General features: G+C 51.2%; 17 protein-coding genes. 13 read left to right on the forward strand and 4 right to left on the reverse strand.

Annotation, left to right across the window (positions count from 1 at the left end; all coding sequences use genetic code 11):
• Positions 1–9: 9 nt before the first annotated feature.
• The 4 genes from A2273_08805 (at position 10) to A2273_08820 (ending at position 5,973) form a co-directional block, all read left to right on the forward strand.
• Entirely contained in the window at positions 10–1,632 is a 1,623-nt protein-coding gene (locus A2273_08805) for a hypothetical protein (GenBank protein OGF07029.1), read from the forward strand.
• Positions 1,633–2,179: 547 nt separating this feature from the next.
• Positions 2,180–2,926, forward strand: a complete 747-nt coding sequence (locus tag A2273_08810) for a hypothetical protein (GenBank protein OGF07030.1) — start codon at positions 2,180–2,182, stop codon at positions 2,924–2,926.
• A gap of 272 nt (positions 2,927–3,198) precedes the next feature.
• Complete coding sequence (locus tag A2273_08815; protein OGF07031.1) at positions 3,199–3,714, forward strand: hypothetical protein; 516 nt, start codon at positions 3,199–3,201, stop codon at positions 3,712–3,714.
• 1,272 nt (positions 3,715–4,986) lie between these two features.
• Positions 4,987–5,973 carry a hypothetical protein gene (locus A2273_08820; protein ID OGF07032.1) on the forward strand — a complete coding sequence of 329 codons (987 nt, stop codon included), beginning with the start codon at positions 4,987–4,989 and terminating at the stop codon, positions 5,971–5,973.
• 129 nt (positions 5,974–6,102) lie between these two features.
• On the opposite strand, the gene A2273_08825 is transcribed toward A2273_08820, so the two are convergent.
• The 4 genes from A2273_08825 to A2273_08840 form a co-directional block, all read right to left on the reverse strand.
• Entirely contained in the window at positions 6,103–7,767 is a 1,665-nt protein-coding gene (locus A2273_08825) for a hypothetical protein (protein ID OGF07033.1), read from the reverse strand.
• The gene (locus A2273_08830; GenBank protein ID OGF07034.1) at positions 7,764–9,347 is read right to left on the reverse strand and encodes a hypothetical protein; all 1,584 of its coding nucleotides are present in this window, start codon (positions 9,345–9,347) and stop codon (positions 7,764–7,766) included. Before A2273_08830 ends, A2273_08825 begins: the two co-directional genes overlap by 4 nt.
• Before the next feature lie 98 nt (positions 9,348–9,445).
• On the reverse strand, positions 9,446–10,174 hold the full coding sequence (locus A2273_08835) for a hypothetical protein (protein OGF07035.1): 729 nt from the start codon (positions 10,172–10,174) through the stop codon (positions 9,446–9,448).
• Complete coding sequence (locus A2273_08840) at positions 10,171–11,625, reverse strand: hypothetical protein (GenBank protein OGF07036.1); 1,455 nt, start codon at positions 11,623–11,625, stop codon at positions 10,171–10,173. The genes A2273_08835 and A2273_08840 overlap by 4 nt, the downstream gene beginning before the upstream one ends.
• A gap of 296 nt (positions 11,626–11,921) precedes the next feature.
• On the opposite strand from A2273_08840, the gene A2273_08845 reads away from it, so the two are divergent.
• The 9 genes from A2273_08845 (at position 11,922) to A2273_08885 (ending at position 24,386) form a co-directional block, all read left to right on the forward strand.
• The gene (locus A2273_08845; GenBank protein ID OGF07037.1) at positions 11,922–13,493 is read left to right on the forward strand and encodes a hypothetical protein; all 1,572 of its coding nucleotides are present in this window, start codon (positions 11,922–11,924) and stop codon (positions 13,491–13,493) included.
• A gap of 18 nt (positions 13,494–13,511) precedes the next feature.
• Positions 13,512–15,320: a hypothetical protein gene (locus A2273_08850; protein OGF07038.1), complete on the forward strand. Its 1,809-nt coding sequence runs from the start codon at positions 13,512–13,514 to the stop codon at positions 15,318–15,320.
• A 90-nt stretch (positions 15,321–15,410) separates the two neighbouring features.
• Positions 15,411–16,586, forward strand: a complete 1,176-nt coding sequence (locus A2273_08855; protein ID OGF07039.1) for a phosphopentomutase — start codon at positions 15,411–15,413, stop codon at positions 16,584–16,586.
• Positions 16,587–16,844: 258 nt separating this feature from the next.
• Positions 16,845–17,252, forward strand: a complete 408-nt coding sequence (locus A2273_08860; GenBank protein ID OGF07040.1) for a cytidine deaminase — start codon at positions 16,845–16,847, stop codon at positions 17,250–17,252.
• 21 nt (positions 17,253–17,273) lie between these two features.
• Positions 17,274–17,600 carry a preprotein translocase subunit YajC gene (locus A2273_08865; GenBank protein OGF07041.1) on the forward strand — a complete coding sequence of 109 codons (327 nt, stop codon included), beginning with the start codon at positions 17,274–17,276 and terminating at the stop codon, positions 17,598–17,600.
• A gap of 33 nt (positions 17,601–17,633) precedes the next feature.
• Positions 17,634–18,131: a peptide deformylase gene (locus A2273_08870; protein ID OGF07042.1), complete on the forward strand. Its 498-nt coding sequence runs from the start codon at positions 17,634–17,636 to the stop codon at positions 18,129–18,131.
• A gap of 9 nt (positions 18,132–18,140) precedes the next feature.
• Positions 18,141–19,241: a threonylcarbamoyl-AMP synthase gene (locus tag A2273_08875; GenBank protein OGF07043.1), complete on the forward strand. Its 1,101-nt coding sequence runs from the start codon at positions 18,141–18,143 to the stop codon at positions 19,239–19,241.
• Positions 19,242–19,319: 78 nt separating this feature from the next.
• On the forward strand, positions 19,320–21,410 hold the full coding sequence (locus A2273_08880) for an oligopeptidase B (GenBank protein ID OGF07147.1): 2,091 nt from the start codon (positions 19,320–19,322) through the stop codon (positions 21,408–21,410).
• A gap of 42 nt (positions 21,411–21,452) precedes the next feature.
• Positions 21,453–24,386 (forward strand): hypothetical protein, encoded by a 2,934-nt coding sequence (locus A2273_08885; protein OGF07044.1) that lies wholly within the window; start codon positions 21,453–21,455, stop codon positions 24,384–24,386.
• Positions 24,387–24,405: the final 19 nt, after the last annotated feature.

The following is a 24,405-nucleotide window of genomic DNA, read 5'->3' on the forward strand; positions in this document are numbered from 1 at the left end:
GGTATAGATATGAATGATAAATATTTAAAAACCGATGATTTTATTCAATATGCAAAATCATTGAATGTTGATGCATCAGAATATCAATTGGAAAAATATGAAGAAATAGGTTTGTTGTATCCTTCGTATCGTGTTGTGTTGCCAATTGATTATGTAAAACAGTGCACAATTTCTTTGCTCAAAAATCCATTAAATTGTAATGTTTATAAAAAATACCAAGAAGCTGATAAGGCAAATAACGTATGTTCGTTTTTTTCTTATTATCCAAAATATTTTTCTACGGCATTAAAATACGGACATCCCTTAGATTATTATTACCAAAATAATAAACACATTGTAAAGCCGTGTAAATCAAATTATAAACCATGGAAGGAGTATGAATTCTATGATTGTGAATATAAATACTACGCCGATATAAAGCAAAAATATGCAGTAAACTATTATGCGGAATGGCAGGTTTTCGTTTTGTACGAATTAAACAAGTATAATTCATATCTTGTAAATGATTGCATTAAACATAAAAGCGGTTATGGGTTCACAATTAAAACGCCATATGTGTCGCGATTTGCTAATATGGCTAAAATGTTAGGTAATGTTTATGATTACATGAACATAATTGATTATTTAACCAGTGTTGTTACTACTGACAAAGCTATGAATTTGTGCTACGCAAAGGTTTACAACGCTGAAATAAAACGGGTGGCTAAAAGAATATATTTGAAACAATGTAAAGACGAATGGGTACGGTTTATACGCAATATTGTTCAATGTCACAAAACTTATGAAGAAAATGAAAAGTATAAATTAGCAACAGAAGTTAAATCTATATTGACAAATACTATTAGGCTGATTGCATTGGCAACGGGCAAGACAATTGTAGAAATAAGCGATTTCTACGAGGGGAAGTTTAAAGGTTCGCGCTATTCTTCATGCATAGATGATGATAAAAGTTTAGTAAGTGTTGGTGCTTTAAGGGAAATATACAAAAAAGAATACAGCCACACAAAAGAAAATATTCTGGATATATTGTTAAACTACTCAAATGGCTATGCACCTTTGGAAAAATATAACAGAAAAGATTTATGTGCAAACCTGGTTGATGATATAATGTTAAAAGGTTATGAATATTTTATTATTTATTTGGCAGAAATTAGAAGTTTATGGAATGACAAACCATTGTATTGGGAAGCTGCTATATGGTCACAATTGAGATCATTTAATACGGCGGCAGAAGCATTAAGTAAAGAGTGGTTTAGTGAGAAGCATTTAAATAATAATATACAAAAAGCCTTCGGCAAAGATTATGACAAATTAGTAAAATCAATATCAAATAGTAAAACTATAACTGATGCTAAAACATTAGATGAATTTAAGGCCAACTATTTTGGGATTATTAAGTACAGTAATGAAAAGCTTAATAACGAAAAATTGCTGTGCAATAGAAATTTAGTTATCATGCATTTGGCACGTAATTATCTTTCGCATAATATCAAAACGGAGGGTACACAGTTAAGGTCAGAAGAATTTGGAACGATATTTGATAGCATAATTTATGCTGTATTATCGCTTTATTGTAAACATCTTTACCCAAGGAATCAGTTAAGCATACATTATCCTGCTCAACGCTGTTAGATAGCATTCCTCTAAGCAAGCACATTACATCGGTAAACGATCATATTTTACCCTATTATTCGAAAAGCCCCCATCGGGGGGCTTTTTTATTTCCCCCCACCCGTCCCAAAAATAATTCCAAAAATCTTCACCCGGGTCATTGACAAAAATTTGACAAAACGACTATTATTAATAAAAGAACCAGGCATAAAATATATGTTAGGTTAAAATACACCGGCAACCGGTAAAATAACACGGGCCAATGCCCCGTAACCGCATTTCACCGCCGCAGGGCCGCATTTTACCGGAACAATGCCAAGTATCACCGTATACCAATGCCCGTTTACCCGGCCGGAAGAACCTGGCACCACCCCGACAGGGCATAACCCCGGTCCACCCCGGCAGGGAACCTTTACCCCGGCGCATTTTACCGGTACAAAAGAATATTTCACCGGAACAATTTGGCGTTTTACCGGAACAAGGGAACGGACCACCTAAACTCCTTCTCCGTATCTGCGGGGCGGGGGGGCGGTCCTAAACCACAAACCACAACATACAAGGAGCCTGTATGCCAGTCAAAACCAGCCGCACTATCGCCGCCCAGCTCAATTCCGCCCAGGTGGCCGTATCCAACGCCCTGGCCGACGCCGGCATGCTTAAACTGCTGGCGGAATACGGCTACACCGCAGCCAGGATCAAGGAGGGCCAAAAACTCTACGAGGCCGCCCGCCTGGCGGTAAACGCCCACAAATCGCTGGTCGGCAGCCAGCAGGACAAGACCGCCAAGGTCAAAAAGGTGACCAAAAAAGCCTACGACGCCTACCAGGCGCTGGCCAAGGTGGCCCGGGCCATCTGGCTAAAGGATAAGGCCCGGCTGGCGGCCCTGGGCTTGCAGGGCAAGATGCCCAAAACCACCGCCGGATTCCTGACTGCGGCCTATATCCTGTTCGACAATGCGGCCAAGGGCGGCCTGGCCGCCGCTTCCAACCCCACCGGCCTGCTGGGTGACTACGGATATACCACGGCCAAGCTGACGGCCGAGCGGGCCAAGATCGCCGAACTGGACAAGATCAACCAGGCTCAGGAGGCGGCCAAGGGCATGGCTCAGGATGCAGCCCGCGCCCAGGACAAGGCATTAAAGGCCCTGGCCGAATGGCTGGCCCGGTTCGTGAAGATCGCCAAGGTGGCGTTAAGGGACCAGAGGGAATATCTGGAGAAGCTGGGGGTGCTGGCCAGGACAGGCAAGACCAAGGCCCAGAGGGCGGCGGCGGCCAAGGCCAGCGCGACTAAGAAGGCCAAGAAATCCGGGGCGTAGGGCTGGCCGTTATTAACCGCAAAATTCACAAAGGGTTTTTATCTGGTCACGAATTACCGTAGGGGCACGACACGCCGTGTCCCTACGGCAGAAAACCGGACCACCGATAACCCCACAGCCTGCGCCCTGCTGCTATCGGGGCAACGGCGGACAAGATGTGTGAAACGATAAAATACCAATAAAAGCAAGATTTCCCGTTGACTTTTATTAGGGTTTGGATGTAATATGTAATTAATATTATTCATAATCATTTTGAAAATAAGGTGCAGTAAATGGATATTATTAGCATAATAAATATTTCTCTGTCATTTGTGACAGTAATAGTTATTATATGGTACACATGTGAAACTAGAAAGATGCAATTACGAATAAAAGAGCAAATTGAACTTTCATTGATACCTATGATTGATATAAGTATTAAAAACAGAGAAATTATAAATGTAGGTCATGGGACCGCAATAAATATAGTTTTTACGGACATTATCGAAGGTGATCATAAAGTTGAATTATTTGATATTCCACAAGCATTATTTTCAAGATGTAGCAAGAATTTTGGATATAATAAAAGACATAATAAGAATATATATGTATATGCTAATAGAATTGACGAGCACCCAATGATTGGACTCGCAACAGATGATATTAGCAATCCTAAAACAATTACTGAAACAAAAATTAGTTTTGAAGATTTGCATAATAAAAGATATGAACAAATATTAAAATACGATTGGAAGACAGATGAAATTAATTTAGGGTATCCAAAATTAATTGATATAGATAAAATATAATTATTCATTATAAAAGCGGCTGGAGTTTTCTCCAGCCGCTACTCGTTTTCCAATATAAAACACACCGGTATCACTTTTACTCTCTTCAGCCCGAACTTCAGCGGCAAAGACATGGCGATGCCCGACGACAAAAGAGCATACTTCGCCGCAGTAGCCCCTGTAAAAATAGGCTATGTAGGCTGAATGCGGTGAGGGATAAAATATCCCTCTCCTAATGCGTTAGGAGAGGGAAGGGTGAGGTCCCCCGGTGGTAACCGGCCCAAAATAAAATAGCAATAAAATGAAAAACCCCGTTGACTTTTTTAGGGGTTTGGATGTATTATCTCTTATTCTTTTCGGATGGCAAGCAACTTAAAATACTGTCAATAAAGCAGGTTCATGTTACTTTTAATTAGCAAGGCTAAATTATTAAAAGGATAATATGTTTATTAGTAATATTCTTGCAAGTTTTATAGCAAATCTAATATTTGGCGCATTGCTATTTCTTGTAGGTTTAATTCCATTTCTTTTAATTAAAAGAGCAAGATTGTTGAATTTTTTCGGTTTATCGAAGCATAAAATGCTGTATGTTTATATTTCTAATATAAGTGTTATTGAAGGCGGCAGCATTGGTGTAGATAATGTACAGCGTTTATATGCGGGCCTTGTGGTAACCTATGGTGAATCACTTTATGCAAATAACTTTATATCACTATTTAATCAAATTATACCAAGTTTGTCAAACCAATATGGTGTATTTAAGTATCTGCTTCTATCTGATATTAGTACAAATATTTATCCTGCGCATCCAAGATTTACAATTCCCAGTAATGGTACTATTGTTTCGATAGGTTCCCCAGGTTATAATTTTGTTTCTGGTTGGATACAAAATACATATCAAAATTCAATAAAATTTTCAGAAAACAATACATCGTTTTTTGTTAATTCTTTGCCAGAATATAGTTCACCACGATGCGGTTTTATACAACGTTTGATTGATAGTTCAAATAATAGACATATTTATTATATTGCCGGCATAAATGAATATTCAACCGTAAATGCTTTTAACTATTTTACAAAAAATTGGAAAACCTTCAATAAAAAGTATTCTTTTTGTCAGTCATTTTTAGTCTTAGTGAAGTTTGAAGATCATAGATCTGAAATTATTTTAGAAAGGAATATTTAAGAACATTAAATAAAAGTGTGTGTTCGCGATGTTTTCAAAAGGGTAGGTACATTATACAATTGGTGTTTTTATTTTTATAAAATTAAAAAACTAATAAGGAATATATTATGGCTTATAGTTTTCCTGTAATTAAATTAACAGCCCCACAAAAGCTTTGGCTTGAAACAAGTGTGGCGTTCTTTTTGAGGGGTGAACCAAATGACCGTATTAAAATGAAGATACACCTATTCGGCAAGTTGGGGGAAGAATTTAATGTAGATGATATAGATGATCGTTTAATTGGTTTTGGCATGGCACCAACAATTTTGGGATTATGGCATGTTGAGCCAAATAATAATTTGTTGCCGCTAACAGATAAAGTTATTAAATGTATACGCAATAATATAATTAAGGATTATGTAAAAAGAAAATATAGTGCAGAGGAAATATCTAATGAATTGGATGTTAATATAGATGATATTGAAATGGTTTTCAATTTGATGGGGTCCTTGCGTGGTTTTTGGGATGGCGCTAGTGGCAATAACATTGGTCGGTATTCCTCAATTGACATTAATCGAGAAGAAACAATAGACAATTATTTAAATTATGTTAATTTAGAGAAAATATATGATAGAAAAGAACAACAAGTAAAAACGAGTACATATAAATTATTAGATGAAGTGTTTAACGAGCAGCCCGTTAAAGAAGAAAAGAATACTGCATTTATAATCATGCAGATAGATAAACAGCAACCCGATTTGGAAGATACATGTAATGCCATAAAAGAGGTATGCGGTTTGTTTGATTTAAAAGCAATAAGAGCAAATGATATTGAGCACCAAGACAAAATAACAGATGTCGTTCTTCAATATATTCGCACATCTGAATTTTTAATAGCTGATTTAACGGGTGAAAGACCCAACGTGTATTATGAAGTTGGCTTTGCTCATGCCATTGAGAAAAGGCCAATATTATGCAGAAAATATGGAACAAAATTGCATTTTGATCTTTCAGTACATAACGTGCCAGAATACAAAAATAATACAGAGTTAAAAGAAATATTGACAAAAAGATTTGAGGCAATTTTAGGCAGACTACCTAAGGGAAAAGCATGAAATAACAGAATAAGATTAAGCCAAACCATTGTGGAGTATTTCATTTACCTGCCTGACCTAAAAACATTCATTTGCCAATCATAAAAGCGGCTGGAGTTTCCTCCATCCGCTTTTTGTTTCCCAAATTCCTCACACCTGCATCTCTTTTATCTTCTTCAACCCGAATCTCAGCGGAAGATACATGGCGATGCCCGATAATAATAAAAATATCCCGAAGGATATCACCAGCGCCTGGCCGTAGTTCACCCGGCTTCTCCATTGATTCAAGGCAAACAAATAAGCCGGCCAGGCCAGCACCACAATGGACAGGGCCACATAGGCCAGGCCCGCCAGGGCCGCCAGCAGGCCGCCCAGCCCGGAGGCGATCTTGCTGGGGTTGCGCTCCTTGAAATCCGGTATCATCGCCCCCAGGCCCAGGGTCAGACTGGTCAGCACCAGGCACATCAGCCCCAGGCTGATATGGCTGATCACCTTCAATCCCGGCATGGTGTGCAGCAACTGGTTGGATATCAAACTCAAGGTCTCGGTCAACACCAGGGCCACGATGATGCTGACGAAGGCCTTTTCGGCGAACAATCTGTATCCTTTTATGGGGGAGGATTTGATGAACCAAAGGGTGGGCCCCTCCAGGCTGATCACCGGGAAGACGAAACGCACCGAGAGGGTGGCCAGGATATACCCGGCAAAGGCGAAATTGATGAAGGTGATCACCACCTTCCACATGGGAAAGGTGAAGAACATGGGATATCGGCGCAGGCTGCCCAGGTAGATCACCAGCAGGGAGATGAAGATCAGGCCCTGGGCCCACTGGGTGGGGTCGCGCAGGAACAGCAGGCTGTCCTTGGCGGCGATGGGGAATTTTCGGGCCCACCAGGAGGTCAGCCGGCGGTTGGAGCCGTAGCTCTCCATTTGGGAGCCGGTCACCCGGGTGGTCAGGCTGTTAAGATAGAACCTTTGGCTCAGGTAATAGCACAGCGAGGTCAGGAACAGGGCGGTGATGGCCAGCAGCCACAGCCGGCCCAGAGCCGTGGAGATCCCGCCCCCCACCCCGGCCATCAGTCCTTCGGTGATCCAGGTGCTGGGCAGCAGCGGGGAAGTGACCACCGCCAGGGAGGACATATAGCTCTCCAGTTCGGGCATGGTGTTTATCTGGGAGATGGACAGCCCCTGGGGCCGGGCAAAGGCGAAGAAGGTCCAGGAGGCCAGGGCCAGGAAGGCCAGCAGGCCGGCCAGCAGATGCCGCAGGCTCAATCTGGGGAAGACCCTTACTGCCACCAGCAGCAGCGAGACCGCCAGGGCGGCCGGGATGGCCACAAAAGGCGGCAGCAGGGCCAGGCCCAGCAGGATCCCCCAGGGGCCGGCTTTAAGGGTCGCCAGCAGGGCCACGGTCAGCGGAAGCCCCAGGATCAAGGTGGCCCAGGAGCTGTAGAAGAAGGTCTTGTAGAAGCTGTATTCAAAAAGTGCCCGGGAGGGCAGGGGGGTGGACAGCAGGAAATCCACCTCCCGGGAGCGGAACAGGGTGGACAGCGAGGTGATCAGATTGCTTAAAAAAAGCATGATGAAGAAGGTCAAAAAAGACGAGGACAGCAGGCGGAACAGCAGGGACCGCCCGATGTCCTCCAATGCCAGCAGGTAGGCGAACAGCCGGTGGAACAGCAGGTAGCCGCCGGCCAGGAACAGGGTCAAAGCGAAGAGATAGGAGGCCAGCTGGAGCAACTTTCCCGGCCGGGGCTCCAGCAGTTTCCTGAAGGAGCCCCTAAGATTCTGCCGGCTGATGTAGAGCGGCAGGTTCATTTTTTTTTCGGGCCGGCAAAGATGCGGTCGAACTGGTCCCGGGAGATGGCCGCCACGTTGTCCAGCTGGAACAGCCAGCGGACATCGTTGACCTTGCGCTTCAGGAAGGCCAGACGGGCGGCGGGCGGCAGGCGCATCAGCACCTGGACGGTCTTCTCGATGTACTTCTCCCGGCCCCCGCGGCTGTAAACTCCAAAGGCCTTCTCGGCGGAGTTCTCGGCCTCCTCCAGTTTGAGGCTGTCCTCCGGGGCCAGGGGCGGGGCCGGGAATTGTATCACCTGCTTGAGGCTTTCAAAAAGATGCCGGCTGTCCTTCTGCCTGATGGCCTCGTTATCCTGGTCGTCCAGCAGCTCCATGAAGCGGCTGGGGATCACGAAGACCCGCTCGCTCTGCATCAGTGGCTCCAGGCGCTGCCGGGAATGCTCGATCCGGATGTGCGGCAGGTGGTGCCCTTTTATCAGCGCTGCCGGCCCGTCCAGCATCTGCACCAGGTCGGAAGGCATGGCCAGCAGGTAGGCGAAGGTCCGCAGTTCGTCGCTCTTAAGCTGGGGCAGCAATTCCAGCTTTTCTATCTGGCGCTGGCTCAAGTACAGGCCGAATTGGGTTATCAGGTCATGCCGGGGATCTATCAACTGTCCGTTGATCCTGGCGCCATCCAGGCCGGGAATGATGGACAGACCCTCTTCGGCCAGCCCCAGGCCGTTGAACAGGTAGAAGAATTCCTCCAGGGCCGACAGCACCCGGGGATTGTTGAAGGGATAGATGGACAAACGCCGGATCAGCGAGCCCAGGTGATTGAGCATCAGGCTGATGACGCTGGCCTGGGTGGCGGCGTTGAACCCCTGGACACCCGATTTGGCCGGCTCCGGCCGGGTCTGAATGATGTTGATGGCGCCCATCTCGGCCAGCTCGACGATGGTCTGGCAGGTGATGAACTTGCCCAGGCCGCTGATCTCCACCAGCTTGCCGGCCGCCAGATGCCGGGATCCCAGAAATTCCAGGACCTTCTCCTGCTCGGGATTGAGCCCCTCGGGCCGGAATCCCGGTTTGAGATGGACCATGGTCTCGGAGGAGGGGATCAGCACCCGGATCCTCATCCATTCGTCCAGCCGGCGCATGCCCTCCAGCAGAAAGCCGTCGGTATCCAGCTTGACCGGATATTTGCTCTGGGTATAGAGCCGGGTCTTCAGGTCGAAGGTATAATGCCCCTCCACCCAGATGAAGACCTCGTCCATGATCTCCTGGATCTTGAAGCGGATGACCTCGGTGAAATCCTCCTCCGAGATGAAGCCCTTCTCGATCAGCACCTCCTCCAGCGGGATGTTCAGCCGTTCCTGCTGGGCCTCGGCCTGGGCCAGGGCGCTCTCGGTGATCAGCCCGGTCTTGAACAGGTAGCCGCCCAGGAATTCCTGGCGGTCCTTCCGGCGGTAGAACCCGCCGGTGATCTTTCCTTCCTCGAAATCGAAAGCGGCGCTGTCGCCCTCCTGCTCCAGCTGCAGCACCCCGGTCTTGCGCTGGCTGGACAGCAGCTGCAGTATCTCCGGCAGGCTGAATTCCGATATGTTGCCTTCAAGAGCCATTTAATATTTTATTTATTGATTCAGAAATTTGGTAATTTGGATTTGGTTGCAAACCAGGTTTCGTCATTCCTGCGGAAGCAGGAATCCATAAAGTAAAATCATACCGTGAATTCCAGGTAAAGATCCTCCAGGCCCTGGTGCTTCTTCTGGGAGAGCTCCCGCAGTTCGTCCAGGGTCCCCAGGGCCACCAGCCTGCCCTGGGCGATGATCCCGATCCGGTGGCAGACCGCCTCGGCCAGGGACAGGGTGTGGGTGGAGATCAACAGGGCCTTGCCCTTGGCGGCCTCCCGCTTGAAGATATTGCGCACCGTGATCATGCTGGCCGGGTCCAGGCCCACCATCGGCTCGTCTATCAGATAGACCAAGGGGTCGTGCAGCATGGCCGCGGCGATCACCACCTTCTGGCGCATGCCGTGGGAATAGCCCTCGGTGCGCTGGTCCAGCCAGGCCAGGGCGTCCAGCTCCTCGGCCAGGCGGTTTATTCGGGGCTCGATATCCTCCTTGGGGATCTGGTAGATATGGGCCACCAGCCTTAAAAACTCCCGGCCGGTCAGCAGTTCGTAGATGAAGGGATCATCGGGTATGTAGCCCAGCTGCATCTTGGCCTTCTCCGGATCGGCATGAATATCCATCCCGCAGATGGAAGCCTGGCCGCTGTCGGGCTTCATCAAACCGGCCAGCATCTTCAGAGAGGTGGTCTTGCCGGCGCCGTTGGGGCCCAGCAGCCCGAAGATCTCCCCCGGCGCCACGCTGATGCTGAGACCGTCCACTGCCGTCTTGTCGCCGAATTTTTTTAGGGCTTGGTTTAACTCTATTCCGGCGGTCATCGGGACTCCAATATCTCGATCCTTAAATTCCCCAGCGCCGGCAGCAGCCGGTTCTGCTGGGAGAGGTCGCCCTCGATGATACGCAGCCGGGCGGCATCGGCCGGGTTAAGGCCGAAGGTGGGGTCCAGCTCTATCCATTTGTAGCCGCAGTATACGGCGTCCCAGGCGTGATAATAGAACCGTCCGTCCATATAAACCACGCCCAGGCACAGCTTGGTCGGGATGCCGGCGGCCCGGGCCAGGGCGGCGAACAAGGTGGCGTGCTCGTTGCAATCGCCCCGCCGGGACGACAGCACCTCCACCGCCGAGGGCAGGCTGACGGTCATCTGCTTGGCCAGGTTCTTATTGACCCACCGGCTGATGACCAAAGCCTTTTCCCAAGGGGTTTTTTTCCCCGAGATGATCTGCCGGGCGGTCGTTTTTATCCTTGGATCGTCCGATTGGATCAGGGCGGTGGATGCCAGGTATTTTTCCAAGCTGTCGGGCCGAATAGCATCCAGTATATTGCCTTTTAATTCCGATATGGAAACAATCTGTTGTACACTGTCCAAAACCTTTTGCCGGCCTCCGGCAATATCCATGTTGGTTATATCCAAGCCGGCTATTTTGATCTTAAGATACTCAATATCCCGGGGATTGTCCAAAGCCATCCCAGTGACCGGGACCGAAAGCTGGGTCAGCAGGTCTATCCCGGTGTCATCAGCCGGGATCTGCAGGGCTGATTCCTTGGTCTCCCGGACCAGTGTTATGCCCAGCGGCCCGTTCTCTTTAAGGGTATTTCCCGCCGAGTCCACCCAGATGGTGCTGGTGGTGCCGGCCATCTCCAGGCTCAATTTGGTGGCCCAGTGGGATTGGTCATCGATCCTAAGGCTCTCCTGGGACTGAACCTCGATCACCGCCGGCTGGAGCGACAGGGAGGTGGGGTCGAAGGTGGAGAAATTATATTTACTGCCTTTTTTTATGCTTTTATTGGCGATCATCGGCTCGATGGCATCCGGCAGGTATACCGGCCCGTCTAATTTAATGGTCTGCCGCTGTTGCTGCCCGCCGGTGACCACCTCGATGTCCAATTGCCGGCCGTTCACCCGGCCGTGGACGTTTATCTCGGCGGCCCCCTCTATTACGAAGTTGAAGTCCTGCAGGTAAAAGTTCCTATCCAGCTGGTAGCTGGTGGCGGTCTTGATCTGCTGGGGGGTGTCCATCATGCTGATCCTTAAAAAAGCCCGGTTACTGACCTGGCGGCCGCCGCCGTCCAGGCTTTGGGAGACGGTCACCGAATAGCCGGCCTTCTGCCCGGAGAAATAGATGCCGTGCCAGATCTCCTTGTAGGCGGTGGTGTCGCCCTGCAGGGTGGCGAGCGGTCTCTGGCAGCTGGCCTTTTGATATCCGAACCATCCCAGAGATACGATCCACAGGAATCCGAATATCATCAAGGGCAGAGTTTTTTTCATAAATCTAAAAAATTATCAATTTGTTTTATTATTATACCATCTGGGAGAAAATAGTCAATAATTTTATAAATTAATGCTTGACATGGATGTTATCTAAATGTATTATTATAGCATTAAGTACGAAAGGGGGTGAGGTGCCAATTCATCGTAATTTTTAGGTTAGGTATAAATTTAACTTACATTAATATCATCAACCTAAAGCTAAATCAATAATTGGAGGAAAAATGAGAGCAAAAGTTTTGACCATCCTGGTTTTACTAGCGATAGCGTCAGCAGCTTTGGCCCAGGCGCCGATCGTGCAGACCTATCCTTGGTACAATTCGTTCCGCAACCAGTCGACCGCCGGGTTATTGGAGGATAACCTGGACCTGATGCTGGGCCGCTGGGGTTTCCTGGATCCGGCCCGGATCGATTTGATCGACGGCAAGTACCTGTACACCAACCTGGCCAACATCTACAACAAGAACGAGGAGCAGTTCAACCCCTCCGATGCCGGCACTTACGTGGTGGGCGGAACCTCGGACATCTTCGGCTACGGCAAGCTGGGTTTGCTGTATTCCCGCAACTATATAATGGAGACCGACAGCCAGGTCGTTGAAAATGTGACCCTGACCGATATCGATCCCGGGACCAATCCCGGATACGATTTCAGGGAAACCACCAAGGAAGAAGACCAGTGGCAGGGCCAGGAAGGCAAGACCGATTATTTCCTAGGATGGGCCAAGCAATTCAACGACATGAGACTGGGCCTGGCCTTCAAGCGCACCGCCCAATCATACAAAGAGGATGCTTTCAGCAACTGGGACCTCCTGGAGCAGAACATCATCACCGGCCAGACCATCTACACCGAGACCGGCAGCGATACCGGCAGCTTTGCCGAGATCCTGACCGAGAACTGGATCGGCACCTCGGTCTGGAAGCCGATGAATGACAAGATGGATCTCAGCCTGCGGCTGGCCATCGGCATGGGCGGTATTGATATGTTGGAAGAATATGATTATATTTACAATGAGGCCGTCCCCGGCGGCGACAGCTACGGCGAGACCGAGACCGAGACTCGCGACATCACATACTCCGGGACCGCTTTTTCCGGCGGCGGTGCCTATGTCTACAAGTGGACCGATGACGTCAATACCCGCTTTGACCTGCAGTTCACACATATGGGTTACACCGCGGAGGATGCGACCTTTGAGGGAACTTATCATGAACAAAGTGTGTCTGTAAACTCGGATTATTACACCGACAGCTATACCGAAGCGGTCACCGGGGAATACACCCAGAACCAGATAGACTTTCGGATGGTCAACACCGCCAAGCTGGAAAAAGCGGTATTCGCCATCGGGCTGGGCTTCAGCACCACCGGCACGGAGATGACCGAAACCAGTGACCGGGCAGATCGGACAGTATCCGAGTATCGCTTTATGAACAACACCTCCTTGCCCACCAGCTATGTGGCGACCACCACCCGGGGGGAGACCTGGGAATACAAGGCCACCGAGGCCGGATACCTGCTTTCACTGCCGGTGGGCGTCGAGTTCAACCTGACCGACAATATCGTCTTCCGGCTGGGAGCCGATCACAATATCAGCAATTTTGACTTCACCGACAACGAGACCCTGACCGGCGGCAGCGAGATGGAGACCACCGTCACCCGCATGGGCGACGGCTCCACCACCACCACCTATACCCCCAATCCGCTGAACGATGTGACCGGAGAATCCTGGACCTACAAAGAGAACTACAGCTACACCAACTACACCTACGGCGCCGGATGGAAGGTCACCCCCAACCTGCAATTGGATTTCATGGGCTTCGCCCAGTTGAACGACCTGACCAATTGGAAGCTTTCAGCCGTATTTAAATTCTAAAAGAGAGGAGCAAAAGAGATGAAAAAAGCCTTATATACTCTGACTGTTGTCCTTTTGATCGGGGCCGTCATCGTGGGATGCGGCAAGAAGGAAAATCCGTTCGAACCGATCACCAGTTCCTACCTGCCGACCACCGCCATGGAATCCCAGGGCCCGACCGTGCTGAGCATCAACACCCGGGACGGCAACAATGCCCTTTATGAGTCGCCGACCTACGATGAGATCGTGGTGCTGTTCGATGCCGACATGAATCCTTCAACCATCACCACTAGCACCATCCTGCTGCAGGAGGTGGAGCATTTGACCACCCCCCTGACCTATACCGTAAGCTATGACAAGGCCTCCAAGAAGGCCACCATCAAGTCGCCCAACGGCTGGGATGATGACGCCAGATACCTAGTGACCGTCACCACCGGGATCAAAGACATCCACGGACACGCCCTGGACGGCAACGACAACGGCTGGGTGGACCCGCAGGACTTTTACCGCGAGCAGTTCACGGGTTTTACCACCACCACCGCGGCCTACGATGTCACCCCTCCCATGGTGACCATGGCCAATCCCACCAACGATGCCATCTATTTCAGCACCACCGATTCCATCGAGATATGGATCTTTGACAACGACAGCGTCGACCGGGCCAGCATCACCCAGGACGCTTTTGTGCTGACCAAGGCCAACGGCCAGGTGGTCACCCTGCCGGCCATGTATGTTGAAGAAAGTTTCGCTCCCGCGTTGTATATCGTCAGGTTCCGTCCTTTGGCCACGGTTCTGGTGGATTCCAACGATTATTTCTTCACCGTCAAGACCTCCATCAAGGACATGAAGGGCAACATGCTTGATGGAAATAACAATGGAGACGCCGAGAACGAGTTCCTGGACCGGGAGCGGATCAAATTCCGCACTTACGATCCCCGCAACGGAGGCATTCCCACCCAGGCCACCAACCTACGGGTGCTGTCCACCGCCTATGTGGATGCCAACCGGGGCCTGGTGATCAGGTTCACCCGCAAGATGAACCCGGCCACCCTCAATACCTCCAACATCAAGATCTACAATAACTCTAACTACACAGATTATATCCCGGGCAGCATCACTATACTTCCCGATACCATGGGGGTGCGCTATTCCCTGGAGAACTACGATGGCTCGGGCTACCTGTGGGTCAGCCGCCTGGTGCGGGATACCGCTGGATTCTATCTGGACCAGAACAATAACGGCATCTCCGGCGAGGCCGCCTATACCACCGGCGAGGGCACTTTCCAGGCTTCGGATGACCTGTTTGCCTCTATCGCCTACAATTCCGGCCTGGAGATGATCCTGTTCAATGATATGGCAGAGGATGGAAACGTGGGTTGGACCACCCGGGGGACCACTCCCCAGCTATGGCATCGCAGCACCCGAAGTGTGGCTGCAAATCCTAATAATGGCGGGCTATATGCCTGGCATTGCGGGGTGGATGCCGACTCCAGCTATCTGGTGACCGGGCCCACCGCGGTTCACGATACCCTGATGATGCCGGAGATAGACCTTACCTCCTACAACATCTACAGCAACTGCCGCATACGGTATGATAGATGGTATCGTACTGATGGCGCGGCCGACGCCTGCCGTATGATCGCCTCCACTGACAATGGAGCAAACTGGAGTACAGTAATAACCTGGTCGGGCACAGATACTCCCTGGACTACCAACACGAGCATGGGCCTTAATGGTTATCTGGGCACCAAGGTGCGCTTGGCTTTGGCCTTTGACACCGATGCCGTGGGCAACGTTTGGCCGTCGGAAGGCTTTTATATCGACAACATCCGTTTAGTGGTATACTAGTAAGGTATCCTTTCAAAAAGCCCCCCGCCTTGGGCGGGGGGCTTTTGCTATTTACAATCTTAAAAAAATATGAGATAATTAAAAACAGTTATGAGAAAAGCGATTCTGATAGTGCTGGACGGGTGCGGGGTGGGCGAACTGCCCGATGCGGCAAAATACGGGGATAGCGGCAGCAATACCCTGGGCAATCTATCCCTTAAGATACCGGGGGGATTTAATCTGCCCAACCTGCAAAAACTGGGGCTGGGCAACATCATTCCCCTGGCCGGGATGGAACCATCAGACAAACCATCGGGCAATTTCGGCAAGATGGCCGAAAGATCGCCGGGCAAGGACTCCACCGACGGGCACTGGGAGATGGCCGGGCTGATAACCGAAAAACCATTTCCCACCTATCCCCGTGGCTTTCCCCCGGAGGCCATCGAACCCTTCAAAAAGGCCATCGGCCGGGATATTCTGGCCAACCAGACCGCCTCAGGGACGGAGATCATCAAGGAACTGGGCGATGAGCATGTCCGGACCGGTTTTCCGATAATCTACACCTCGGCCGACAGTGTCTTTCAGATAGCCTGCCACGAGGAGGTGGTCCCTCTGGAACAGCTTTATGATTGGTGCCGGATAGCCAGGAATATTTTGGCCGGCGAGCATGCGGTGGGGCGGGTCATCGCCCGGCCGTTCATTGGCGCCTCCGGCAGTTACCAGAGGGTGGGCGGGCACCGGCAGGATTTTTCGCTCCAGCCGCCCCGGCCAACCATTCTTGATCATATTAAAAAAGCCGGGCTGGAGGTGGTGGGGGTGGGCAAGATCCACGACCTGTATGCCGGCCAGGGGCTTACCCAGAGCCTCCACAGCGACGGCAACCATGACGGCATGGCCAAGATCCTTGATGCCTGGCCCAAGCTCTCCCGGGGCCTGCTGATGGCCAACCTGGTGGAATTCGACATGACCTGGGGGCACCGCAACGATATGGCGGGCTTTTACCAGGGCCTGCGGGATTTTGATGCCTGGCTGCCCGGGCTGCTCAAAACAATGACCAAAGACGATTTATTGTTCATCACCGCCGATCACGGCAACGACCCCACCACATCATCCACCGATCATTCCCGGGAATACGTGCCGCTGTTGGTCTATGGTCCGGGGATAAAAAGCGGCATCGATCTGGGCATCAGGGAAAGTTTTTCCGATATAGCCGCCACCCTGGCGGAGATGTTCGGAATAACCAGCACCGGGCAGGGAACAAGCTTCTGGCCACAGGTCAGGTCTTAGACAGGATTTACATGATTTCAGGTTTAAAAACAGAGTAATCAGTCTTTATTAACCAGAGCTGGATATTGATTGCATACATATTTGGTTGATTGCGTTCGTTTGTCATTCCCGCGTAGGCGGGAATCCAGTGTAATTCTTATGGATACCTGCTTTCGCAGGTATGACAAGAAGACGCAATGATTCATTGGTGTCATCAGCATGCGTGATAAATGCAATCTTTTAACCGCTCCCATTAATAACCGCTTCCAATCGAAAAATATGACTCAAAATAAAAAAACAAATCAAACCGAACTGATAATTGCCGCCCAGGCAGCAAAACAAAAGGCCTATGCGCCTTATTCCAAGTTCAAGGTGGGCGCCGCCCTGTTGGGTAAAAGCGGTAAAATATACGCCGGCTGCAATGTGGAGAATGCTTCCTATGGGCTGGCCTGCTGCGCCGAAAGGAACGCGGTTTTCAAGGCCGTTTCCGAAGGGGAGAAGGATTTTCTGGCCATTGCCATAGTGTCCAGCAGCAATGAACCTACCGCTCCCTGCGGGGCCTGCCGCCAGGTGCTTAACGAATTCGCCCCGGATATATCGGTCATCATGCCGGGCAGGAAGAGGACCATCAAAACGACCCTGAAGAAATTACTGCCGTTTGCCTTTGGACCAAAATCACTGAAATAAATATAAAAGGAGGAGACCAAATTGTTCGGAATAGCATTTGCATTGGGCCAGGGCGGAGCGCCCTCCGGAAGCAGCTCGGGCGGGGGGCTGATGGGCCTGCTTCCCATCATCATCATGTTCGTGATAATTTATCTGCTGCTGATACTTCCCCAGCAGAAACAGCAGAAGAAGCACAAGGAGATGCTGAACACCCTGCAGAAGGGCGACAGGGTGGTGGCGGCCGGGGGCATCCACGGCACCATCGTCGGGGTCGACGAACAGAGGAACATCGTGGTCCTGAAGATCGACGAGAACGTCAAGATAGAGGTCCAGAAGTCAACCGTGGCCTCCAAGATCGAAAATAAGTAGGGCTTTCCCGTGACCGGGCAAGGCAATAAAATAATGCCCATCAGGATCTTCGGCGATCCGGTGCTGCGAAAAAAGGCCCAGGTAATCGAAAATATCGACGGCTCGATAGACCGGCTGGCCAGGGGTATGGTGGAATCCCTCAGCCAGGCCCGGGGCCTGGGGCTGGCGGCCCCGCAGGTGGGGCAATCCAAAGCGATCTGCATCATCAACCTGCCGCTGTTGGACGAGAAGGTCAAACAGCCGCTGGTGGTGATCAACCCCCGGATACATCTGAGGGAGGGCGAGGTCATTTACGAGGAGGGGTGCCTGAGCTTTCCCGGCATCTATGCCGAGGTAAGCCGCCCCAAGAAGATCGCCCTGACGGGTTTCGACCTTGACGGCAATGCACTGGAGTACGAGGCCGATGACATCCTGGCCCGGGTGTTCCTGCACGAGGCCGACCACCTTGACGGGGTGCTGTTCATAGATCATTTGAGCATCATCAAAAGGCAGCTCCTGAAAACCAAATTGAAAAATTTGAATCAAGACTAGAAGCAATCCATGTTCGGCCGTAAAAAAGGTTTGATCATCAAGGTGGAGTCCGGGCAACCGGGCTCTTTTGCCGTTGAGCGGGCGGCCAGTGTCCTTAAGGAAGAAGGGGTCATAGCCTTTCCCACCGACACCGTTTATGGCTTGGGATGCCGGGCCGATTCGGCCAAGGCGGTTCGGGCCATATTCAAATTAAAAGGACGGGATTTCAAAAACCCCCTGATCCTGTTCATCGGTTCGGCCGGGGAGATCCAGCGATATTCCAAAGAACTTCCGGCCTATGCCGAAAAGCTGCTCCGGGCATTCTGGCCCGGGCCGCTGACCCTGGTGGTGAGGGCTTCCGACCGGGTGGTTAACTGGAAGCTTGACAAGGGAGGGACCATCGGACTCCGGGTCCCGGACAACGCCCTGCTGCAGGAGATCATCAATTCAGCCGGGCTGCCGCTGGCGACCACCAGCGCCAATCGCAGCGGGGCTGAAGAATCCTTTTCCGCCCAGGAGGTGATGGGTTCATTGCCGGGTCCGGCGGACCTGATGCTTGATGGGGGCCAGATAACCAGAAGTTGTCCTTCGACCGTGCTGGACATCACCGGAGATCATCCGGTGATCCTTCGGAAAGGGGCCGTCCCTTCAGAACGGATCCAGCGGGAGCTGGGTCTTCCGGTCAAGCTCAGCAGGATGCAGGTGCTTTTCGTATGCACCGGCAACACCTGCCGCAGCCCCATGGCCGAGGGCTACCTGAGGCACATCCTTCCCGGAAAGTGGAGGGAGCGGGTGGCGGTGAGCTCCTGCGGGACCGGAGCCATGCCGGGAATGCCGGCCATGGGCAACTCCCAGCAGGCCTCCTCCAGGAACGGTTTTGACATCAGCCGCCACCGGTCATCGTCCTGCACCCAAGGCTTGGTGCGGCAGGCGGACCTGATAATAGCCATGGAAGAGAAGCACCGCCGGGACGTCAAAAAATTGGTTCCCGAAAATGAAGTGAAGCTATTATCTCCTGACGGGGTCCCCGATCCCATCGGGGGAACCCCGGAGGATTACTTAAGGACCATGGATCTCATCAAGGCCGAGATGCCGGATGTTCTGGAGTTGATAAAAGAGAAGCTGGACTGACAGGGCGTTTTAGCGCCCTGTTTTTCAATTTTGAAGACAGGAAAAAGATCGATGGAAAAAAAATATTGGACCTCTGCGATGCTGGCGGCGGCCATTTGTACCTCGCTGTCATTTGCCCGGCCCGGGGCCCATCTTCCAAAGCCGCCGGAGGCCGCAATTGCCCGCATGTCGGACACCCTGTTCAGCGATATCAGGAGCGATGATTACCGCTGGCTGCGCCAGCGGGAGGACCCCGAGGTCATCCGGTATCTGAATTCGGAAAACCAATACGCCGAAACGGTGATGGCGCCCACCCGGGCACTGCAGGAAACCCTGTACCAGGAAATGCGGGGCAGGATCAAGGAGACCGACCTGACGGTGCCGGAAAAAATGGGAAGCTATTTTTATTATTACCGGACCGAACAGGGCCGGCAATATTCCTTGTTTTGCCGGAAAAAAGACAGGCGGGCTGCCGGCGAGGAGATAGTTTTCGACGAAAATGCCGCTGCCCACGGGCATCAATACTTCGATATCGGTTCCTACCGGATCAGCCCCGATCACAAGATGCTGGCCTATACCCTGGATACCACCGGATCGGAATACTACTCCCTTCATATTAAACACATCGCTAAGGGGCGGGTCCTGGCAGACAGCATCGCCCGGGTCGACAACAGCCTGGAATGGGGCAACGATGCCAAGACCCTGTTCTATCTGACCCTGGATGAATCCCACCGGCCCTATCGTCTCTACCGGCATGTCCTGGGGACATCACAATCGGGCGACGATCTGCTTTACCAGGAGGACGACCCTAAATACTCCTTGGAGCTGTTCAAGACCCGTAGCCGGAAATACATCGTGCTCCATATATCCAGCAAGAGCACCGCCGAAGAGCGCTACATCGAAGCCGACAAGCCCCGGAGCGGACTGAAAATATTATCGCCCAGAAGGCCGGGGATCGAATATTACCTTGAGCATCAGGGCGGGTATTTTTATGTTCTGACCAACCAAAACGCCGTCAATTTCAAGCTGCTGAGGTCTTCCACCCAGGACGGCGGGGTATGGCAGGAAGTCATCGCCCCAAGCGACTCCGTATTGCTGGAAGGAGTGGATGCATTCAAAGATTTCATGGCGGTATATGAACGGCGTAACGGCCTGAAGAATATAAGGATCATCGACAGTAAAAACGGAACCGAGCATTATGTGGAATTCCCGGAGCCGGACTACAGCTTCTGGCCCAGCCGCAACTGGGAATACGATTCATATAAACTGAGGTTCTCCTACACCTCCTTTGTCACTCCCCGCACGGTTTATGACTATGATGTCAGGAAAAGGGCCAAGGAAACCCTGAAACGACAGGAGGTGCTGGGCGGCTATAACCAGGATGATTACCGGTGTGAACGTATCTTTGCCCGGGCCGGGGATGGGGTCCTGATCCCGGTCTCGCTGGTCTATAAGAAGGGTCTGGCGACGGATGGCAAGAGCCCCCTGGTGTTGGAAGGTTACGGGGCCTATGGGGCCAGCAGCAATTCTTATTTCTCCAGCGCCCGCCTGAGTCTGCTGGACCGGGGATTTATTTATGCCATAGCCCATGTCAGGGGAGGCGGGGAGATGGGCCGCCGGTGGTATGACCAGGGAAAGTTGCTGAACAAGAAGAACAGCTTCACCGATTTCATTGCCTGCGCCGAATACCTGATTTCTCAAAAGTATAGCTCGCCGGACAAACTGGTTATCACCGGAGGCAGCGCCGGGGGGCTGCTGATGGGGGCGGTGGCCAATATGCGCCCCGATCTTTTTAAGGGAGTGGTGGCCAATGTTCCGTTCGTGGACGTCATCAACACCATGCTTGACCCTTCCATCCCCCTGACCACCGCTGAATACGAGGAATGGGGCAACCCCGGAGACCCTGCCTATTACTTCTATATGAAATCATATTCGCCCTATGATAACGTAAAAAGGCAGAACTATCCGAATATGCTGATAACCGCCGGGCTGAACGACCCCCGGGTGGGCTTCTGGGAGCCGGCCAAATGGACGGCAAAGCTCAGGGCCCTTAAGACCGATAATAATCTTCTGCTGCTTAAAACCAACATGGCGGCCGGCCACGGGGGCTTGACCGGAAGGTTCGATTACCTTAAGGAGGAGGCCTTTGAATATGCCTTTATTCTAGGCCTTTTCGGGATCAGGAAATAAACCGGGGGAGATATCTTTGAATATCAAGGGGAATGAACTGATATGAGCATGGAATTAAACAGATCACAGGAAAGCGCCGTCAAGCATGGGAATGGGCCGCTGTTGATAATTGCCGGGGCCGGCACCGGCAAGACCAGGGTGATCACCGAGCGGATAAGATATCTGATAGAATCAAAGAAGGCCAAGCCCTCGGAGATACTGGCTCTGACCTTTACCGAGAAGGCCTCCCGGGAGATGTCCGACCGGGTGGACGCCGGACTGCCCATCGGGCACGAGGAGATCTGGATATCAACCTTCCATTCATTCTGCGAGAGGCTGCTGCGCCAGGACGGCCTGGAGATAGGATTGGATACCAGTTACCGGATATTGGCCGAGCCCGAGGTCTGGCTGTTCGTCCGGCAGAACCTATTCAAATTCCATCTTGATTATTACCGGCCGCTGTCAAATCCGGCCCAGTTCATTCATGCCCTGCTGAGGGTCATCTCCAGAGCCAAGGACGAGGATATTTCAGCCGAGAGATATTTAAAATGGGCAGAGGACAACAATAAAAAAGCGTCGGATCTTAAAAGCGATGATAAGGCCACCCTGGAGGACGCTTCGAAGCAGCTAGAAGTGGCCCGGGCTTATCTTGATTACCAAAAACTGATGCTGGATCAGGGTTTCATGGATTTTGCCGATCTACAGACCTATTGCCTGAAGGCCCTCAGAGAAAAGCCCAGCCTTGGCATGAAATATCAGAAACGGTTCAGATACATTCTGGTGGACGAGTATCAGGACACCAATTACAGCCAGAATCAGATGCTGAAACTGCTGGTGGGACAGGAAAAAAATATAACCGTCTGCGGAGATGACGACCAGTCCATTTACAAATTCCGGGGGGCGTCCATCAGCAATATCCTGCAATTCCGACGGGATTATCCGGAAGCTGAAACGGTGGTGCTAACCGACAACTATCGCTCGGGCCAGAAGATATTGGATGCCGCCTATCGTTTGATACAGTTCAACAACCCCGACCGCCTGGAGGCATCGGAGAAGGTGGATAAAAAGCTCGGATCCCTGGCTGGAAAGGCGGATAACGACATCCGGTATCTGTCCTTTAAATCAGCCGAGGATGAGGCCTCCTGGGTGTCCGAAGAGATCTGGCGGCAGCTGCAGGCCGGAGAGCGGAAACCGTCGGATTTCGCCATTCTGTCGCGGAACAATGATTACCTGCTGCCGTTCGTAACCGCCTTGAAACAGCGGGGCATCCCCTACCAATTGGTGGGAAATCGCGGACTTTATGACCTGGAAGAAGTGAAGAACCTGATAGCCTACATTCAGGTGCTGTACAATTTTTACGATAACCCCGCCCTGTTCAGGTTGTTGACCCTGGAATGCTTTGAACTGCCGATGGAGGATATCACTCGACTACTGGGCCATTCCCGGCTGATAAACCAGCCATTGTATGAAACAATATCTGCAACGGTCAATCCTGAGCCGGGGGGGGGTGATGGTGCTGATGCTTCGATTTACAAAGCTGCACAGAAAAAAGAATTTTCAGCATTGAAAGCCATTCCTTTGGAAAGCATCGAAAAGATCAAGAAAATAAAGGATCTGATAGAAACCCACCTGGAGCTGTCCCGGAGACAGCCGGCCTCCCTGGTCCTGCTGGATTTCATCCGGCAGACCAATTATGCCCGTATCGGGGGCTTTCCCGAGACCCCGGAGGAGGAACTCAGGATCAAGAACATCGGCTTGTTCCTGGCCAAGCTCAATCAGTTCGAATCATTGAGCGGAGACCGGACGGTAAAGGGATTTGCCGAGTGGCTAAAGCTGATGGACGAGGCCGGGGACGATCCGGCCCAGGCGGTGATAGAGGATGTTGACGTGGTGACCCTTTCCACGGTCCATTCGGCCAAGGGCCTGGAATATCCGATGGTGTTCATGGTGCAACTGGCGCAGCTGCGTTTTCCGGGCAGGAACCTGGGCGACCAGATAGAACTGCCCGATGAATTGGTCCCCGAGGATAGGCCGGCCGGTGATTTTCATATTCAGGAGGAGAGGCGGCTTTTCTATGTGGGGCTGACCAGGGCCAGGGAGCAGCTGTATCTGACCGCGGCTGAAATGTATACCGCCAAAAAGGTGTTCAAGCCGTCTGCCTTCATTGCCGAGGCTTTGGGAGAAACTCCGCCCCAAATGATCCCGGCCGGGGTGGGGCTGCTGCCAGAGGCGGCCCAGACCAAAGCCTTGGTCTGGGAGCAGAGACCCCTCCCATCGCCAGCAGAGGTAAGGCGTTTTTCCTACAGCCAGTTTAAGGATTATGAAAAATGCCCCAGATTCTACAAGCTGAAATATATCCTCAAGATCCCGGAGACCCCGGCCCACAATGCCAGCTTCGGAAAAAGCATCCACGATGCCTTGAATGAATATCACCAAAACCTAACTGCCGGCAAAAGCATCAGCGGAGAACAGCTTAAGGAGATATACCGGAAACGCTGGGTGCCGGTGGGATACAAAAGCCAGGAACACGAACAGGCCATGTACCAGGAAGGCCTGGAATTATTGGAGAAATACTGCCAGATGGATGCCCGCCGGGATTCGACCCCGGAGATGCTGGAGAAGGAATTCTCCGTAAGGCTGGCAAGCTGCCAGCTGGTGGGGCGGATAGACAGGATAGACCGATTGCCTGACGGTGATTACGAGGTAATAGACTACAAGACCGGAAAAAGCCGGCCCCAGAAGGAGGTGGACAAGGACGAGCAGCTTACGGTGTATGCCTTGGCCTGTCACCAGGCTTTGGGCCTTAAACCCAAAATATATTCGCTGTACTTTGTTAAACAGGGGGAGAAAATAAGCACGGTAAGGAGCGAAAAACAGATGGAAGAGATAAAAAGCGCGGTCAACCAAACGGTGGAGGATATCCGGGCGGGCAATTTCAAACCGGTCAAAAACGAGCGCACCTGCGGACAATGCCAATACCAGATCATATGCGGGTGATCAGATGAAAACAGAGATT

The sequence above is a fragment of the Candidatus Edwardsbacteria bacterium RifOxyA12_full_54_48 genome, from assembly GCA_001777915.1.
In the GTDB taxonomy this organism is placed as follows: domain Bacteria; phylum Edwardsbacteria; class AC1; order AC1; family EtOH8; genus UBA2226.